This window comes from Gimesia panareensis (assembly GCF_007748155.1).
GTDB lineage: Bacteria > Planctomycetota > Planctomycetia > Planctomycetales > Planctomycetaceae > Gimesia > Gimesia panareensis.
Map to the genome: position 1 here is coordinate 2,131,357 of NZ_CP037421.1, position 19,356 is coordinate 2,150,712.

Consider the following 19,356-nt stretch of genomic DNA (forward strand, 5'->3'; position numbering starts at 1 on the left):
CCATGTTATTTTCGAATGTTACACGACGGAGTTTTCTACGTCAGTCTGCGCTGGGAATCGGGCCGGCGGCTTTACTATCGTTGTTATCTCGGGATGCCCAGGCCAGTGATCTGGGGCAGGGCGTGATCGGGAAGCCCCATTTTCAGCCGCGGATCAAACGGGTGATTCATCTCTGTATGGCAGGGGGGCCGTCTCATCTGGAAACATTTGATGAGAAACAGACGCTGCGCGAGATGCACGGTAAGCCAATGCCGGAATCCCTGACGAAGGGGCAGCAGATCGCTCAGTTGCAGGGACGTGAACTCAAATGTTTTGCACCACAGTTCGAGTTCGAAAGTTATGGCGAAAGTGGGCAGCGGATCTGTAATCAGTTTCCCCAGATCGGATCGGTAGCAGATGACTTATGTATTATCCGGTCGATGTATACAGATCAGATCAATCATGACCCCGCACATACATTGTTTAATACAGGCTCTTCTCAGGCAGGCCGTCCCAGCATGGGATCGTGGTTGCTGTACGGGTTAGGGCAGGAGTGTGATGACCTGCCCGGTTATGTTGTCTTGACCAGCGTCGGGAAGGGGGGGCAGGCACAACCAATTGCCGCCCGTCAATGGCACAGCGGGTTTCTACCTTCGCGCTTTCAGGGAGTCCAGTTTCAGTCATCGGGCGCTCCAGTACTCTACCTGAATCGACCAGATGGCGTGTCGATGCAGCAGCAGAAGCGGCTCGTCCAGACGGTGAACCAGTTGAATCACAGTTTTGATGATCTGGTGCATGATTCTGAAATCGCAACCCGGATCGGACAGTACGAAATGGCTTTTCGGATGCAGACCAGCGTGCCGGGGCTGATGGATCTGGCAAATGAAAACAAAGAGACCTTTAAGGCCTATGGAACAGAGGGGGGCGATGGCACCTATGCATCCAACTGCCTGCTCGCACGCCGACTGCTCGAACGAGGTGTGCGTTTTGTCCAGTTGTATCATCGTGCCTGGGATCATCATGGCGGGATCAAACGCTCCATTGAGATTACGGCCAAAGAAGTCGACCAGGCAACCGCCGCTTTAATTCGCGATCTGAAACAGCGAGGGCTTTATGATGACACACTGATTGTCTTTGGCGGTGAGTTCGGTAGAACGCCCATGGCCCAGGGGTCCGGGCGTGACCACCATATCAAAGGGTTTTCTCTGGTACTGGGGGGAGGTGCCATACAAGGAGGCAAGAGCTATGGCACGACAGATGACTTCGGATACGCGGCGGCAGAGAATCCCGTGCATGTCCGCGACTTTCATGCCACGCTGCTCCATCTGTTTGGTATTGATCACAGGCGATTCAGTTATAAGTTTCAGGGGCTTGATTTCCGCCTGACCGGGGTGGAAGAAGCGCATGTGCTCAAAGACATTATTGCCTGATTGATAAATTTGCAAGAAGGTGTGCCCGGACAGGATCAGGGTAACATGCAACGACCACCGCTGATGACGACGGTCTGGCCGGTCGTAAAGCTGCTTTCTTCAGACAATAGAAATGAAACCATGGAGGCGACTTCCGATGCTTTCCCCATCCGCGGGATCGGAGTTGCCTGAATGATCTTGTCCAAATCGTCCTGATTCACACCAGAGAGAATTTCGGTATCAATCAGTCCCGGGGCGATGGCATTGACCCGGATATTTTCGCCCGCCCAGGCAACAGCAGTGCTCTGGGTGAATGAGACGACTCCCGCTTTACTTACCGCATACGCGATTGACATGGGACGGGGCATCAGTCCGGAGAGTGAGCTCATATTGACAATCCGTCCGAATTTTTGTTTCAGCATGCTTTCCCGGACGCGCCAGGTGACCAGAAACGTTCCCGTCAGGTTCACATCCATCATTTGTCGCCACGATTCTTCGGTTAATTCCGTATGTGGTTCATAACTGAAGATGCCGGAATTGTTGACCAGCAGTTCCACCTCACCCCACTCAGCCTCAATCTCGCTGACCATCCGATCGACCTGCTCGCTTGAGGAGACATCAGCCTGCACAAGCATGCCGGTGCCACCCACAGTCCGGATTTGCTGCAGCGTCTCCTCTGCATCTTCCTTTCCCTGGCGATAGTTAATGGCAACGCGGGCCCCTTCTTCCGCCAGACGCAGGCAGCAGGCCCGCCCGATTCCCCGGGAACCCCCTGTTACCAGTGCGATTCGATTCTGAAATCTTTGTGGGTGGGTAGTGGATGCTGGCATGTTTACCTCGGGACTGTTTGATTGTCATTCAGGAAAAAAGGAGTCCTGGATGATTGAGAAGGGAACTCAATCATCCAGCAGGGCGGGCATCAATGGTTTTCCCTGTGCCGTAGGAAGTTCGACTCCCAGCAGGCGGGCCATTGTGGGGGCGACGTCCAGACTCTGGACTTTACCGAGGTCGGTTCCGGGTTTAATGCCATAGCCAGAGATCACCAGAGTGGCCAGCATATCAGGCTGGTCCGGGAGGTATCCGTGAGTCCCGCCGGGTGTTTTTCGAGGAACGACGGTTTCATCGCCAGAATCGCTGTTCGTGAATGAGTAACCTGACTTTGCTGCCAGCCACAAATCGGGGGCATGGGAATCCTGTGCAGGAGTCGGCTGACCCAGTCGGGTATATTCCTCTTTACCCAGTACAGCCTGGACCCCTTCGATACCTGCCAGTTTTTTGCGAAGTTTTTCGATCGTCTGATCGCGCTGCTTGTCGTCCAGAACATAGACCATGCAGCCTCCCCCCTGTGAAAGGCAGTAGGCACGTTTTTTGTCTTTCGAAATCAGGCCTTCCTGTTTGAGGAGTACATTGGGGCGGATGTCTTTTGAGATCGGGAAGAACCCGTGATCACTGGCAACAACCAGTGTGGTTTTATCGGCGTGTGGGGAAAGCTTGATGGCTTCGACAATATCACGCAGGCGATCATCGGCGTAGCTGACAGACCAGTAGGCTTCAGTACTGCGGGGACCATGTTTGTGTTCTACATGGTCGACTTCAACCAGGTGAATGACCAGCAGGTTGGGGGGATGTTTCTGGAACAGATGGCGGGCCATCCGGGTGTAGAGCCAGTCGCGTTTGACACCTCCGCCGCTTTCACCAGTCCAGGCACCATGTTCGTCAACGGGGAGACCGTCCTGACGCAGCTCCTTCAGCCAAATCTGGGTCCCGTACCTGGGCCAGGCTTCTTTGCCAAACATGTCTGGTACCGTCCAGTCCAGAGTTCGGGCATTGCGGGACGCTGGCCAGATGATGCCGGCTGTAACCAGACCAGCCCGGTGCGCTACATCATAGATGGTTGGGACTTTGACGATCTGGTCTTTGTCAAAAAGCGGGTCGGGAATGAAAGGAACGGGAGTGGCACTTTTGCGATCGAGGTAATTGTTGCCGATCACACCGTGTTTGGCTGGTGTCGTACCAGTGACCAGGGTCGTATGGTTAGGCCAGGTGACGGTTGGGAAGGAACAGACCATTCCCTGGGCACGCGCTCCCTCTCGGGCAAGCTTTCGTAAAGTTGGCATGTCTGCTTTCGGATCGTCCAGGTAAAAATTTGCCAGGCCATCCACACTGACCAGAACAACACAACGATCCGAATGCGGTTCTGCCGCATCGCAGGTTTGTGGCAGATGAGACAGTATCGTGACAGTCAAAATGAAAACTAAAAACATCACGCGCATGATGGGAACTCCAGTTCGAATTATGAGATTGCCCGGCTTGTCAGGATGGAAAGAAAACAGGCAGGCTGAGGCAGGTTTTCTTTTATTGTGCTCTCCGCATCGTGGCAATGCAACCGTGTTGATGATAAACGGGGGAGTGAAATAAATGGAGCTTTGAATCAGGTAGAGTCTTTCAACGAAGGTTGAACATTTGAAACGGCATTGTTTGCTTTTGACATACTGGATCTAAATCGCAACCTTGACTCAGGTGGGGCTTGTCATATAAACTGTTGTTTATGGAAATTTTGTTCCAGAGATAGAGAATCTCTCACCACTTTGTCTGAAAACCAGCTTTTTCATATCTCTGCGTCGGATTTGAGAAGGTGCTTCAGAGATCTAAGGGAAGAGCGTATCGTGAAACGACCGGGTCGAGTCAGTCTGTTTGCGCTCTTGTTCCTGATTCAGGTCCTGGCATCCGCTTTGACTGCGGCTACTCCTCCCGTTTTGAATTCAGTCTTTCCTTCTGGAGGGCAACAGGGGAGCAGCCTGGAACTCAAGGTGGCTGGCACCGGGCTGGATGAGGTTTCCCGTCTGATTTGCAGTCATCCTGAAATCTCTACTGAAAAAATCAGTAAGGATCAGTTTCGGGTTTCGATCCCTGCCAGTGTCCCTGTCGGCACATATGATCTGCGTGTACTCTGTCGCAACGGTTTGAGTTCCCCCAGGTCATTTGTGGTGGGGAATCGGTCCGAAGTGCTCGAAAGTGAACCGAATGAGACGCGGAAATCAGCACAGGCCGTTTCACTGGATGTATCGATCAATGGCTGTGTCAGCCAAAAAGGGGACGTGGATGTTTATCGATTTCAGGCCAGCCAGGGGCAACGGGTTGTCCTTGAGTGTCGGGCGGAACGAATTGATTCGAGTTTGAATGCAATTCTGGAAGTCTTTGACTCCAGCGGCCGACGACTGGCAGTGAATCGAGGGTTCTTTGGGAATGACCCTCTGATTTCTTTCCGTGCCCCTGGGGACGGCCAATACAAGGTGAAAGTGTTTGACCTGGTTTACTCAGGCAGCACGAATCATTTTTATCGTCTGGATATCGATACCGGGCCGCGAATGCTGTTTACGATTCCTCCAGTCATACAGAAAGGTGAGACAACTCAAGTTTCCATCTTTGGTTGGAATCTGAACAGCCTGAAAAACAGGTCTGAGCAGCAACTCGCTCAGGTCGAAGCTGTGGAGGCAGCAAGACGGTCGCTTGAGCTGGGAGAGGACAGCAAGAATCGTCAGCCCTTGTTAACTCAGAGCAGCCCCACCATGGGAAATACTTTCGAGCGGCTGGATCTGACGATCAAAGCGCCTGCAGACAGCGATTCGATTCCTGTTCCTCTGCGTCGAGGGAGTGAGCAGACCGATCTGGAAAGCTTTGCGTTTCAGTTAGAAGAATCTCATGTACCACAATCGATCAGTTTGACTGATTTACCGGTCGTGCTGGAGCAGGAAGAACATCAGACTGCACAAACGGCGCAGCAGCTTGCTTATCCCACAGAAGTCAGCGGCCAGCTGATAGCCGGTGACGAACAGGACTGGTATGCCTTCCAGGCCCGGCGGGGGGAAGTGCTCTGGTTCGAGGCCTGGGGACAGCGGATCAATTCTCCCGTGGATCTTGATGTCAGCCTGCTGGATGGATCGGACCAGAAGGTCCTGGCACGTTTTACGGATCACATCAGCGACAACGGGGGCAGGCAGTTTTCGCTGAATCATCTTGACCCTGTCGGTAAATGGGTGGTGCCGGAAGATGGACGCTATCTGATCATGGTCCGCAATCTGCGTGGTGGCTTGGATGATGACCCGCGTCGCGTGTACCGCTTCAGTCTCAGACGGCAGGAACCGGAGTTCCATCTGGCGGTCGTCCCGCACCATCAAAAGCAGGCTTCTCTCAATATTGAGCGTGGAGGACGCACGTTACTGGATGTGTATGCCATCAGAAAACGGGGGATGGAGGATTCCATTCGCATCAGTGCTCTTAATCTTCCCCCGGGAATTGAGTGTCCCGATGTCTGGCTGGGGCCCAATACAAAGCGGGCACTGCTGACCGTCAGCGCTTCCGAGTCTGCACCTGCTTTTGTTGAAAATCTGCAACTGAAAGTCAGTTCTGCGCAGGGGGCGAATGGAAGAATCAGCGGCGGAACTCTTGTCAGAACGGATTTACCGAACACCACAAGTCGTCTGACGACAGCCATTCCCCTGGCTGTTACCAACACAGCGCCGGTTAAGATTACCGCCAACCCCCAGTTGACCCGTAAGCACGATCTGTTTGGTGAGATGAAACTGCGACATGCTCCCGGCTCTGTGCTGGATGTGGCAGTCCAGGTTGACCGGCGTGATCTGAGTGATCAGGCGGAGGTGAAACTGCAGGGAGTAGGGCTCCCGCAAATGATACAAAATCAGAGTACCGTGATTCCTGCTGGAGTGAATAAGGGCTATCTCAGTTTTTACCTGCCACCTTATTTACCGGAGGGACACTACACGCTGACGATTCAGGCGGAAACGGAAGTAACGAATCCCGAATCGAAAAAGAAAACGTCGGTCAAACTGTTCAGCAATCCTGTCAGTTTCGAAGTGAAACCAGCTGCGTTTGTGGTTGCTGTGGATACAGGCGCTCCCCGGAAGATCCGCCGTGGTGAAACGATTCAGGTGAAATATTCGGCCCGGCGGATGAATGGCTTCATCAGTAAAATTCATACCGAACTGGAAGCCCCTGCTGTCAAGGTGGACGGGTTGCGCGTGCGGGGAGTGACATTCGTCGGCCAGACCGAAGAAGGGACCCTGCAGATTATTGCCAATGACGATGCGCCTTTAGGGAGGCAGGCCTTCATACGTCTGTCCGCAGTCGGAGTCGTGGAAGATCAAGCGGTCTACCAGGGGAGCTGTTTCCTTGATCTGGAGATCACTGACTAATCTGAATGAGAGCGAAGTGAATTTATATGTTACGTAGTAAAATAACTTCAATAAGAGGACGTTATCAGCTGAGCTGGATGATCGTCTGCCTGATGCTATTTATACAGGTCGATCTACAAGCTGCTGAAAATCCGCTACGTCCGGCTGATGATTCAGCAAAACGGAAAGTCTATTTTACAACCGATGTAGTGCCCCTGCTGACCAGATTGAACTGCAATAGTGGTGGTTGTCACGGGAAGTCGACAGGACAGAACGGGTTTAAGATTTCGTTGCTCGGTTTTGATCCTGCTATGGATTATTCTGCGATTGCCCTGGAAACACGGGGGAGGCGGATCTTTCCCGGTGATCCTGATCGAAGCCTGCTGCTGCTTAAGGCGACAGGTCTGGTGCCACATGGTGGAGGTCGGTTACTGGAACCGGATACCGCGGACTATGCGTTGCTGCATGACTGGATTGAACAGGGGGCAGCCGGTCCACATCCTGATGATCCCGAAATTATCAAAATTGATCTGTCGCCGGGTAACCGTGTTTTCCAGCAGAACTCAAGCCTCAATCTGCAGGTGACGGCTCATTTTTCAAATGGGACTCAGCGAGACGTCACACATCAGTCTATTTACGAGTCAAACTATCCTGAAATCGGCAAGGTTGATCAGGAAGGCTTGATTACCACCCAGTCGCGTGGGGGAGTCTTTGCCGTGATGGCTCGCTTTGGGGAGAAGATTGCTGTTTTCCAGGGAGTGGTGCCTTACCATTCTGAGGGGCAGAAAAAGCTCGCAGGGTATCCGTCGGAAGGTAAGCTCTCGAAGATTGATCAGCATCTGGTAGCCCAATGGAAAAAACTCGGTATTCTGCCCTCGAAACCAGTGGATGATGCGACCTTCATCCGCCGGGTTACTCTGGATATTTGTGGTACCTTGCCTACGGTTGACGAAGTCAGACAGTATCTGGCAGATTCCCGAGCCGACAAACGGGAGCGATTGATCGATCGACTTCTGGAACGTCCCGAGTACGCCAGTTTCTTTGCTTTAAAATGGGCTGACATTTTACAGAATCGGGGGACCGGTTATGGTACGCGTAATCAACGTGCGGGGACGATGTTGTTCTCTGCCTGGATTCGTGATTCCCTCGCTTCCAACAAACCCTTTGATCGCTTTGTTACCGAAATCCTGACCGCTTCAGGGAGCCAGGCTCAGAACCCGCCTGCGATCTGGTACCGCTCGGTCCGTTCGACGCCTGATTACGTAGAGTCGGTGGCACAGGCATTTTTAGGCGTCCGGGTTCAGTGTGCCCAGTGCCATCATCATCCCGCAGAACGCTGGAGTCAGGACGATTACTATTCATTCGCTGCCATCTTCAGTCGCGTCGGTCGCAAGGGAGGCTTCGCTGATGCCGAGGTGCCAACCAATGAAGTGATTTATCTCAAAGATGAGGGAGAAGTACATAACCCGCGGAGCGGAGAACTGATGCAGCCCCGTCCGTTGGGAGGTCCCGATTTTGAGGTGTCACGTTTTGACGATCCCCGCCGTAACCTGGCACAATGGATGACCAGTCCGGAAAACCCCTTTTTCGCAAGGACAATGGTGAATCGGATGTGGGGTCATTTTTTCGGTCGTGGAATTATTCATCCGATCGATGATGCCCGTAGTACGAATCCGCCTACGAATCCGGTTCTGCTCGATGAACTGGCCTATGATTTTGCTGCAAATGGATATGATGTGAAGCAGCTGATTCGAGAGATCACGAATTCCTATGCCTATCGACTCAGTGCGAATCCGAATAAGACCAATGCCGAAGACAGTCAGTGTTTTGCCCGTTATTACCCCAAGCGACTATCTGCGGAAGTACTACTGGATGGGATCAGCCAGGTTTTAGATGTACCTACTGTTTTCCCCGGAGGGCCAGGGCAGTTTCCAGAGGGAACACGTGCGGTGAATCTTCCCGACGAAAATGTACGTTTCAATTTTCTGGATGTCTTTGGACGACCTGCCCGCACTTCAGCCTGCGAGTGTGAGCGGACTGTGGATCCCGCCTTATCACAGGCGCTCGAACTGGTGAATTCCAAGGAGATCCAGCGAAAACTGACCGACAAAAATGGTTACATCGAACAGCTGGCATCAAATCAGAAAACGCACTCAGATAATGTTCGTGAGATCTTCGTACGGACCTTGTCGCGGCCCCCCAGAACATCGGAAGTCGAAACGGCAGTGAAATATCTCAATAGCGAAAAGAACCGGCATGAGGCGTATCGTTCACTGGTCTGGGCGCTCCTGGCCACGAATGAGTTTATGATGAATCATTGACAGATTGTTGTCCCAGGCTGAATTCGCTTGCGACAGATGTGGGAGACCCGTTTGATGTTATCCTTGTCAGGAAATAAATATTCCAATTGTGACGGCGTGAGTCGTCGTAATTTCCTGCAGTTGGGAGCACCCCTGTTAGGCCTGGGGCTGGCTGACCTGTTTCAGGCCCGTGCCACTGCAGCAGAAACGGTGCGGCCGAAGTCCAATAAATCATTGATCGTCTTCTGGACTCATGGGGGCATGAGTCAGCAGGATACGTATGATATGAAACCGCTGGCTCCGGCTGAGTATCGTGGTATGTATCGGCCCATTTCCACGTCCGTACCTGATATTCATGTGACGGAACGTTTTCCCCTACAGGCGAAGGTGATGCATCACATCTCGCAGGTCAGATCGGTGCATCATGAAAATGGGATCCATGCTCCCTCTGCGCACTGGATGCAGACAGGTTATTTTGGTCCCACCCTGGCACGGAATGCGCCTCAGAAGCCGTCATTCGGTTCTGTGATCGCTCGAACCATCGGTGCTCATTCCGAGCACATGCCTCCCTATGTCACCATCCCCAAGTCAGAAGCATTTGGCTATCAGGGGGCAGTTTATCTGGGGAAATCGTATAACCCGTTTGAAGTGGGCACGGATCCGAATTCCAAAAACTTCAAAATTCCCAATCTGGCTTTGCCCGACGGTCTAACTTTAAAAAGTGTTGAATCGCGTCGGGAACTTTTGAAACAGTTTGACACACTGAATCGCGAGGTTGATCAGTCGGGAGTTATCGAGGGGCTGGATACCTTTAAGCAGCAGGCACTGGAAATGGTGACGGGCGAACGGGTACGTAAGGCCTTTGATTTGAGTAGTGAAGACAACAGGTTGCGAGATCAATATGGTCGGCATCAATATGGTCAAAGTGCATTGCTGGCACGAAGGCTTGTCGAGGCAGGCAGCAGTTGCGTGACCATTAATACCGGTTACTGGGATCATCACAACGATATCGAAAAAGGGCTGGAAACACATCTGCCGCCCCTGGATCAGGCGATGGCAACCCTGATCGAAGATCTGGAACAACGGGGCATGCTGGATGACGTGATGATTTTCTGCGCGGGTGAGTTTGGCCGGACGCCTATGATCAACGGACATGCAGGGCGGGATCACTGGTCAAACTGTTTCACTGTGATGTTTGCCGGCGGCGGCATCAAAGGGGGACGCGTGGTGGGGGCCAGCGAGAAATTCGGTGGTGGAGTAGTCGAACGAAAGACCACTCCCCTGGATCTGCTTGCGACGATTTATCAGAAGATGGGAGTCTCTCTGGAAACTCACTTTGATGATGCCTCGGGCAGACCGACCAGCATTGTCGGGACCGGAAAACCGGTTCACGAGCTTTTCTAATCAGACCGGATGGAGAAAGCCTCTCTGACCTCCTTCACATAAGCTTCATAAGCACACCAGTCTGTCCATCATTTAAAAAAAGCTTTTCAAATTACGTCTGGACACAGGGGAGGGGGGCGTGGTTACAATCGAATTGTTCAGAGCCTGGATTGGTTCCAGGTGAATTTCATTTCAAAAAATCGGACATTGCTGTTTGATCTGGGCCGAAACAGCTTCCGCGCCAAGAAAATCGCGGGAACCTAAAGAGCATGTGGCCGACTGATTCCCTTCCGGTCTTCTGCTCACGCCCGACGATAAGCAGTGTTACGATGAGTCTTGCACGTTTCAGTTTCATCTGAATCCTGAAGTCGTGCCAACTTCATTGTTTTCTCATGCTGGCCTGCTGCATGAGAGAAGCACTGTCCTGGCACAGACTGAAAGGGCTCTGCATTCGCAGAGCGGATCAGATGAGACGACTTTATGCGACCCTGCTGCACTGGTTCTCTACGCAACATCTCACCCCCCGGCGGTCACGGGCCAAAAGCTCACAACAGACTGAATCGCTAGAAGTACGAACGCTTCTGGCAGCGCATCCGCTGGCCGATGCGCCTGATATCCAGTTCGAGGTGGATAATGACTGGGGCTCCGGTCGGACTGCCATTCTGACGCTCAACAACGATGAATCTACGGCGTTTACGGACTGGCAGCTTGAGTTTCAATACAGCGGCGAAATCGAGTCGCTCTGGAACGCAGAAGTGCAGAATCTGAGTGGTGGTCGCTATCGGATCACACCTCCCAGTTGGGATCATACACTGGATCCGGGGGAGTCACTGGCGATCGGATTTGTTGCCAGGGGGACACATAGTGAACCTACTGACTTTGTCTTTATGGGAAATGGTGATCCTACTGATCCCACTGATCCGGGCGATCCGGATCCTGTCCTCAATACTCCCAATCAGCCGAGTGTGAGTGTACTGGCAGACGCTGGTACCGGAGGATTCCGGGTGACGATGAATCTCTGGGCCGGGGATGCGGCAGATCACTGGAAACTGTATGAGAATGGGACGCTGATCTACGAAGCAGCCTTGTCAGGCAGTTCCACTCCTCAGACGGACAGTTTGCTGCTGACGGATCGGGATTATGGGGTTTTCAGTTATCAGGTCGAAGTCAGTAATGCAGCCGGGACTGCATTGAGCGATGAAGTGGTCTATGTCGCCGGGGATGCCAGTGAAATAGGTATCGCGGGAGTGGATCTGGCAGAGCAGGCCCTGCAGGTGACGATCGATCAGGCGACTTATGATTATACGTTGACTTCACCCAACCAGGCGGTGCAGTTCAGTGTCGTGACGAATAATTCACGCGTGATCCAGGCCGAGATGGTGGACGGGGACACGTTACGGATTACCGGACTGGAAGCAGGCAGGGCATCGCTGCGCATTATGGATCTCGATTCCGGCGAAGAACGGTTTATTGGCGTCCGTGTGCGGACAGCCGATGGGCAACTTCCAGGTTTGCCGGACTATGTCACCATCGGCTCGGTGAGTGAAGATACGACTGGCGACCTCTCCTTCTGGCAGGATTTTGGTGACAGTGATGCGACCAACAAGTATGTGGACTCGCGTTATATCTACCTCAATGGGGGGCCGATTACAGGGTGGCGCAGCTGGGATCCGGACCGGGTGAGCAGTTATGTGCGCGAAAGCCTGAAACTGGGAATGGTCCCCCAGTTTGTGTACTACAACATTCCGGATGGGGGGGAAAGCTATACGACCGACGTGGGGCATATCCAGAGCCTGTCGTATATGGAAAGCTATTTCCAGGATCTGAAATTTGCATTGGATACCATTCGCACGGAAGCGGGGGACGAACTGGTGCAGATGATTATGGAGCCTGATTTTATTGGCTATCTCATGCAAAACGCCGGTGCAGCGGCCAGTGACATTTCCGCGATGACGAGTGCCGCTTACAGCAGTGGCGTCCTGCAGGAAGGCGTGGATCCACAATTCGACAATACGGTGACCGGGTTGATTGAAGCCATCAATTACAGCATCAGCAAGTACGCACCGAATGTGGAATTCGGCTGGCAGTTTAACCTCTGGGCGTCTCCGGGAATCGAAAATCCGATTCCCGCGACCGGGATTGTGCATCTGACTGATACTCTCGGAGTGGAAGCGGGGCGTGCCGCGATCGCCCGTGAAGCGGAACTGATTGCCCAGTATTATATGGATGCCGGTATACTCAGCTACGGGGCTGGTTTTATCTCGCTGGATAAGTATGGTCTGGATGCCGGGGCGCAGAATGGTGCGGCTGACGATCCGGCGGGCAGTACCTGGTTCTGGAACAGTGACCACTGGCATAATTATCTGCTGATTGTTCAGACACTCACGCAGACGACTGATCGTGAAATGGTGCTCTGGCAGCTTCCCGTCGGGCATATCAACGACAGTCTCGCTGAAAATCCTTATGACGAGAATGGTGTCTTCGACCAACTTAACAACACGACCCGCCAGTATGAGGATTCTGCTCCGACATTTTTCCTGGGAGATACGTTCACGGCAAGTGGAGATCGTCTGGATTACTTTTCCACAAATGCATTGAATGACAGCAAGCTGACGGTCTCCGGAAATACGATTACCTGGGGCTCGCATATGGAAGAGGCGCGGGCGGCAGGAATCCGGCAGATTCTGTTCGGGGCGGGTGTCGGGATCAGTACCGATTCGATTGGAACTGACCCCACTGACGATTACTGGTGGATCACCAAAGTGCAGGAGTATTACCAGGATCCTGTCGCTCTGGGTGGCACTGTTATAGAGCCTCCAGAAGAGGTGACCCCTGTAGTGGGTATTAGTGGTGCTACGATCGCCGAGGGAGATAGTAATTCCGCGCTGGCGATCGTAACGATCTCGTTATCCGAGGCAGCAACACAGCCTGTCACAGTTAATTATCAGACCTCCAACGGAACTGCGACTGCCGGAGAGGACTATGAAGCTTCCAGCGGTCAAGTCTCATTTGCTGTGGGGGAGACTTCAAAAACGATCTCGGTACGCATCTATGGCGATACACAGGTGGAAGCGGACGAGCAGTTTTATGTGACTCTGAGCAGTCCCGTCGGGGCCGTGCTGGATGCGGGGACTGCTACCGCGACCAATACGATTACCAACGATGATGTTGTGACCAATCAAAATGAGACATCGGTGACAACTTCCTTCGAAACGGCTGTCACGATTTCGATTGGAACTTCCACAGGTGATCCGGATTTTGGTAGTCACGTTCAACAATATGTAGACGGAACGCTGCTACCTAGCCAGTATAGCCAGGAGCAACTGGATCAGGTTGTGGGTAACTACTATGACCAGTGGAAATCAGACTGGCTGCGAATCGATCCTGGCGGAAATGGCTATCGGGTGGTGATGGATTCACAGGGACGCACTACGTCTGAATCACAGGGGTATGGCATGCTGGTTCTGGCGCACATGGATGGCTACGACCCGGATGCCCAGACCATTTTTGATGGCCTGTTTCGCTATTCCCGTGCCAACCCCAGCGAGGGGAATCCGGATCTGATGGACTGGGCACAGCCTGATGCCTATGGAAACAGCAGTGCTTTCGACGGTGATGCCGATATTGCCTATGCCCTGCTGGTGGCCGACGCGCAATGGGGCAGTGATGGTGAGATTAATTATCTGCAGGAAGCGATTACCATTATCAATGCCATGTATGCATCAACCATTGGTCCACAAAGTCATCTCCCGATGCTGGGAGACTGGGTTGATCCCAACGGCAGCCAGCGGAATCAATGGTCTGTGCGTACCAGCGACTTCATGTATGACCATTTTCGAGCTTTTGAAGCAGCGACGCAGACCGGGGCCTGGGATGAGGTGCTTGCCGCCACGCAGGATGTAATGACGAAGCTGCAGCAGCAGTCCGGGACAGGGCTCGTTCCAGATTTTGTGATTGTAGATCCGGTAACAGGAAATGTTTCGCCTGCTCCTTCAGGATTTCTTGAGGTCAACGATCAATACTACTGGTACAATGCGGGACGGGTGCCCTGGCGATTGGGAACAGATGCAGTCCTGAGCGGCGATGCCGTTTCGCAGGCACAGGCTCAGATGTTATCTGAATTTTTCCAGCAGTCTTCCGGAGGCGATCCTTCACTGATCCGGGGGGGATATCAGCTGGATGGGACTCCCTTAAACAGCTGGAGCGATCCGTTTTTCAGGGCAGCAGTCGGTGTGTCAGCCATGTCCGGTTCGGATGCAGCAGACCAGGCCTGGCTGAACTCGGTATTCGACAGCGTGGCAACGACGCATTCGAATTACTATGCAGATTCCGTTTCCATGCTGAGCATGCTGGTCATGTCCGGGAATTATGTGAATCCTTCTGCTTCCGCAGGAGAAAGGATGACGTTGCAGTCGTTTACTCAGCCGGTACATGGTCAGGTTGTCGATCATCAAGATGGAACGCTGACCTATACGCCGGATTCGGGCTTCTCTGGTTCTGACAGCTTTATTTATACGACGGTTTCCGAGTCGGGGAGTGTTACCACTACGACCGTGTCTGTGATGGTTGAAGAGTATGTCGCTATTGTTCCAGAGCTGGCGATTAATGAGGTGACTGTCACTGAAGGGGACAGCGGCTCTACCCAGGCGGTCTTCTCTGTTTCTCTGGATCAACCCACGACCGAAACTGTTACAGTGCAGTTTCATACTCAGGATGGAACCGCGGTAGCTGGGATGGACTATCTGGCAACCAGTGGTCAGCTGGTTTTCCAGCCGGGCGAGACTGAGAAGACTATTACTGTCCTGGTTATCGGCGATGTGCTGATCGAATCGGGTGAGGACTTCCAGGTCGTGCTTGATCAGGTTGTGGGAGCTACCTTAGCTTCGGCCATCGCAACCGGAAACATTCTGGATAATGATGCTCCGGCTCCCACTGCGGAAGTTGATTTTACAAACGTCAACGACTGGGGAAGTGGATTCCAGGGGGCAATTGAAATTCGCAACGAGAGTGAGAGTACTCTGGAAGGATGGACTCTGGAGTTCACCTTTACAGGCGAAATCACAGATATCTGGAACGCGGAGATTGTTTCTCATATAGGCGATACTTACGTCATTCGAGGCGCTTCCTGGAACGACGATATTCTGGCGGGAGGAGCGGTTTCCTTTGGGTTTATTGCGTCACCTGGTGGACTGGATGAACCTCTTTCAGACTTTCTTCTGAATGGGACTCCTACCTGAGTTATGGAGAGAAAATGAAAAGGTGCTTTGGTCTATGATTACTCTCTACATGAGTAAAGCAGGGCACCTTAGAATGAGTCCAGGCTATGACAGTGTTTAGCCTGGATTCTTGTGTTTGGTATGAAAATTTATTGAAACCAGAAGATAATGACTGTTGGTTCTTTTCATTTTGAGTGAGAAAACCGGCAAATAAGAGGTTGGTTAAGCCATGATTATCAATGATCTGGAAGATACTGTTGCCGGTGGTATCTTCCAGATTTCTATCGCTGTCAAGTTGCGGTGAGTCCAGCATGAAGAGGCAGCCTCCTCCAGCCCCCCGGAGACATCTCCAGCATCAGGTATGCTGGCTGGGTCAGGCCGCTGATGTCCAGATTCAGCGTGTCTCCGGGGAGATGAGGGGAAAGCAGTCTCACCACTCTCGATGAGGTATGATGAACTGCTGCTGGGATATTTGTTGAACATGACGTTCTTCTCTCTCGCAATTCCCGCAGAAAGAAAAAGATCATCGCCGGCGCTCAGGGCCACGCTGGCTCCCGTGGAATGCACCTTCACGCCGGCGTTGATCATTGAATCGTCTTCTGCAGATACCGAATCTCCGTTCGACAGGGGCACGTAACTAAATACTACTCCAAGTATGTCGAGTATCAGTCGGTTACTGTTTGGTTCAGGGTTGAGCATCCTGATAGATCTTGTGTATTCAGAGGTTCCTAGGTCGGCATCGTACGTACTGCCAGGACCGTTCGTTCTGAGTGTGATATTGCCTGTCCTTAGCGCAGTGCCGACAGTCAGCAGGAAAGTCGGGGGGGCAAAAAGCATGAACTCAGCCGAATGAGGGATTTTGAGTGAATCCCCTCCTCCCGTTGAAACAGAATCACAGAGAATGGGGTGTCTGTGTTTGGGGATTACAAAGAGGGCGCATGAGTTTAAGCGGTTGAGGAATCGCGTTATCCGATGAGAAATCGGCGCGCTAAGCCTGTTCGTCAGCAACATCCGGTCATGTCCTTAATGAAAGAAAAATCAATCAATAAGTTTTGAGAGACATCGCTATCGAACTGTTATTGAAAGAAAGGAATACGTCCTTCGTTTCACTCCTGGTATCGATAGCATCCGGACTGCAACAAACCCAAAGGCCATGCAAGCAAGAGCAGTCGTGTGTCGAGTTTGCAGGTCTTAGTAAACAGAGAAAATTAGAAATAGCAACCCTAAAGTTTCCACTTTGACCAAATTTACAAAATGTTTTGTATCACCTGGTGGTTAGAGTGTGCATTTACTTATTCTGCACTGGGTAAGGAATTCAGATTGAATGAATAGTGATAACAGTGTGATCTGAAAGTGTTTATGATCGCTGGTCTCAGTTGGATCTACCTGTCCTCTGGCATGAGAGTTCGAATGTTTTTTCTTAAGCTTGTCATCTCGGAATGATCAGAAAATTTCTATGACCGAAAAGATTTCAAGTCCACTGAGTCTTTCATAAAGGACCGAAAAAAGCCAGCTACCGGGTGTGTTTGCTGTTTAGATTGATGAGTAATTCACAGTTCTGATTGATCAGGGAGCCTGGGGGAAGCTCTGTCAGCAGTCAATACATCATCCCTGTGGCTGAAGGGAAACGTCAGTCACAAACAGGACTCGCTGTGGATTGTTTTCAAGAGTGTGGTATTCCATTTCTGTTTTTGAATCGATCTTGATGATGGCTGATGCAGATGCCTTTTTCAGTCGTCTTCAACGAGTCCGGGAACTGTATTCCTGGTTTTGTTTTGATTCTCTCCCTGCATGCAAAAATATATTTTCCATCGCCTGGTTTATCTAGCTGAGCAGTTTGCTAAAGCCAGAGAACGGTACAGAACTCTGAGACATATTGCCTCAGAATCAACGCGCGATTGTGCTGACAGGACTCGATTTCAAGAATCTTTTTCAATTCATTGATCTCCATATTTATGAGGGACGATACAGAGTGCTACAACAGTGAGGATATGAACTTACGAAATTGTCGAGTGGAGTAGTCGGTTCAGCAGAAACGTAAAGACTGTATAGATTCCTAGCAGAATGATGAAGTTGAAATGCTTCATCTTTCAAACACCCAAATCAGTCGTGTTCTCACCAGGAGGGAAAGGCTACCCTTGAGGGGATAACACGTTACAAATATAGAGCGAGTCTGTGATGAAGACTGTCGGAGACCGGAAAACAGGTAGAAGTGCAGGTGACAGGTTTCTCAAGCTTATCTTGTCCAGATCTCTGTCAGTGGCACAGATTTTTACTATTTCCCCAGTGACAGAACTGACAGTGCGAGATTGCTGCTTAGAGCTACACCGTTCTCAGGAAGATGGAATTAAGATGGTCCATGTTCCGCTTCCTGGGAACGGGGGAAGCAGTGGGGGGACTCAGTCCACTCATCTGTCAGTCACTTCACAGTATCGCAATACCGAGTTCGTTCTTGCATCGCAGAACAGTCCTGCCGCTCAAACAGAGTTCCAGTCAATTTCACTTCGGAAAGAGCGTTCTGTGTCCTGGCTGTCCGCCAGTTGTTAGCCTGCAATTGATGATCAATATTTCCAGGAGGGGATTATCTCGGAGAGGGAACGTTTAGAAAAATATCTGGTACGATCCATGGGAAGAGTCTGTGGTCATGAAGATGAAAACCTCCTGCTATAGCAGGTTATTTAGAATTACAGGAGATATTGTCTGGGGGCTCGTCATTGCAGGTTTGCTGGCCATAACCGTAATCAGTCATTCCACAATTGGGATTTCTGGCTCAAAAGAACTAACTAATAATGGTCAAAAAATGCCGCGGGAAACAAGCCGAAATGAATGGGCAGAGGCGGGGACAGAGGCCAGTGCAGGTGATGCGACGGTAAAAATCTTACGGGCAGAGGTGGGCCCCATAAATTACGCGACGCTTGATGACATTCAATTTCAATCTACCGAAGAATTTCTCAATCTCAAGATTTCGATTCTTAATCGAAGTAAGGTGAAAAAACATAGCTATTTATCTCTGGGCCTGTATCACACAGCCGAGGATCTTTTACAGGATGAATATGGAAACAATTATCCCATTTATATATCAGGAACGGTCGGAGTAGTGGGACAGTTAAACTATGCCAATCTCTATCCCGGGCAGTCGGTTGAAGATCTTATCATCTTTGCCAGACCGGTCAAAAGTGCCAGGCACCTCAGGCTGTGTTTACCGGGCGCCGCAATCACAGGTGGAAAACCTTTGTATTTACAATTTCCTGCTCCCTGAGACAGAGAATTTGAATTTTCAGATTTTTAACTGCAAATGACCAGTTTCGGGTTATTCTCGCAAAATTTATACGTTAACAACTACGTTGTGACTACCGGGAGGGGAATCAACGTAGTTCCAGGGACGTCGGCTGGCTGCCGCCATGCACGCTGCCGACGCTCCCGTTTTAAACTATGCTGTTTCTTCTGTACACGCAGGTTCTCCATCTTCCCGCCTGTTGTGTTCGGTTTGTGATTACATTTTGAAGAGTTCGTTTGAACTGCGTTCTGTCTCATTAGACAGGAGAGCGAAGATAAGGCGCGAGGTGTTTTATCAATGAGTTATCGATATTACTTCTGGTCAAATCCTGAAGTCAGTGAATAATTCGATCGGGTACCAGTATCCTTGTCAGATTCTTCCTGATAGAAGACCGACAGTAATTGAAACGCTCTCAGAGTAATCGATTAAGTAACAATTAACTGCATTATTTAAAGTGAAGTGATTGTTATTCGTGTTGAAAGGGGAGATTTGCTCAGAGTGAGGTCCTTGTACGTCTGTGTCCGGGATGTTGGTGTCTGGCTAAAAGAAGATCGGATATGATCATCGTTGACAGGAATATTATTCGATGGTGGTAACTCA

General features: G+C 51.3%; 9 protein-coding genes. 6 read left to right on the plus strand and 3 right to left on the minus strand.

Features of this window, described 5'->3' with window-relative positions; genetic code table 11:
- The first annotated feature begins 2 nt into the window (after positions 1-2).
- On the plus strand, positions 3-1,409 hold the full coding sequence (locus Enr10x_RS07980; RefSeq protein WP_145448686.1) for a DUF1501 domain-containing protein: 1,407 nt from the start codon (positions 3-5) through the stop codon (positions 1,407-1,409).
- A gap of 35 nt (positions 1,410-1,444) precedes the next feature.
- On the opposite strand, the gene Enr10x_RS07985 is transcribed toward Enr10x_RS07980, so the two are convergent.
- Positions 1,445-2,218, minus strand: a complete 774-nt coding sequence (locus tag Enr10x_RS07985) for an SDR family NAD(P)-dependent oxidoreductase (RefSeq protein WP_145448687.1) — start codon at positions 2,216-2,218, stop codon at positions 1,445-1,447.
- Between the two features lie 66 nt (positions 2,219-2,284).
- Positions 2,285-3,661: an alkaline phosphatase family protein gene (locus Enr10x_RS07990; RefSeq protein ID WP_145448688.1), complete on the minus strand. Its 1,377-nt coding sequence runs from the start codon at positions 3,659-3,661 to the stop codon at positions 2,285-2,287.
- A 393-nt stretch (positions 3,662-4,054) separates the two neighbouring features.
- On the opposite strand from Enr10x_RS07990, the gene Enr10x_RS07995 reads away from it, so the two are divergent.
- From Enr10x_RS07995 to Enr10x_RS08010, 4 genes are all read left to right on the plus strand, one after another.
- Entirely contained in the window at positions 4,055-6,601 is a 2,547-nt protein-coding gene (locus tag Enr10x_RS07995) for a PPC domain-containing protein (protein WP_197997522.1), read from the plus strand.
- Positions 6,602-6,693: 92 nt separating this feature from the next.
- Positions 6,694-8,901, plus strand: coding sequence for a DUF1549 and DUF1553 domain-containing protein (locus Enr10x_RS08000; protein WP_197997523.1), 2,208 nt, complete (start codon positions 6,694-6,696; stop codon positions 8,899-8,901).
- A gap of 54 nt (positions 8,902-8,955) precedes the next feature.
- Entirely contained in the window at positions 8,956-10,284 is a 1,329-nt protein-coding gene (locus tag Enr10x_RS08005; RefSeq protein ID WP_197997524.1) for a DUF1501 domain-containing protein, read from the plus strand.
- Positions 10,285-10,730: 446 nt separating this feature from the next.
- Positions 10,731-15,500: a glycosyl hydrolase family 8 gene (locus Enr10x_RS08010; protein WP_197997525.1), complete on the plus strand. Its 4,770-nt coding sequence runs from the start codon at positions 10,731-10,733 to the stop codon at positions 15,498-15,500.
- Between the two features lie 201 nt (positions 15,501-15,701).
- Here Enr10x_RS08010 and Enr10x_RS08015 read toward each other — a convergent pair whose 3' ends face one another.
- On the minus strand, positions 15,702-16,490 hold the full coding sequence (locus Enr10x_RS08015; RefSeq protein ID WP_145448693.1) for a hypothetical protein: 789 nt from the start codon (positions 16,488-16,490) through the stop codon (positions 15,702-15,704).
- A gap of 1,633 nt (positions 16,491-18,123) precedes the next feature.
- On the opposite strand from Enr10x_RS08015, the gene Enr10x_RS08020 reads away from it, so the two are divergent.
- Positions 18,124-18,738: a hypothetical protein gene (locus tag Enr10x_RS08020; protein WP_145448694.1), complete on the plus strand. Its 615-nt coding sequence runs from the start codon at positions 18,124-18,126 to the stop codon at positions 18,736-18,738.
- The last annotated feature ends 618 nt before the right edge of the window (positions 18,739-19,356 follow it).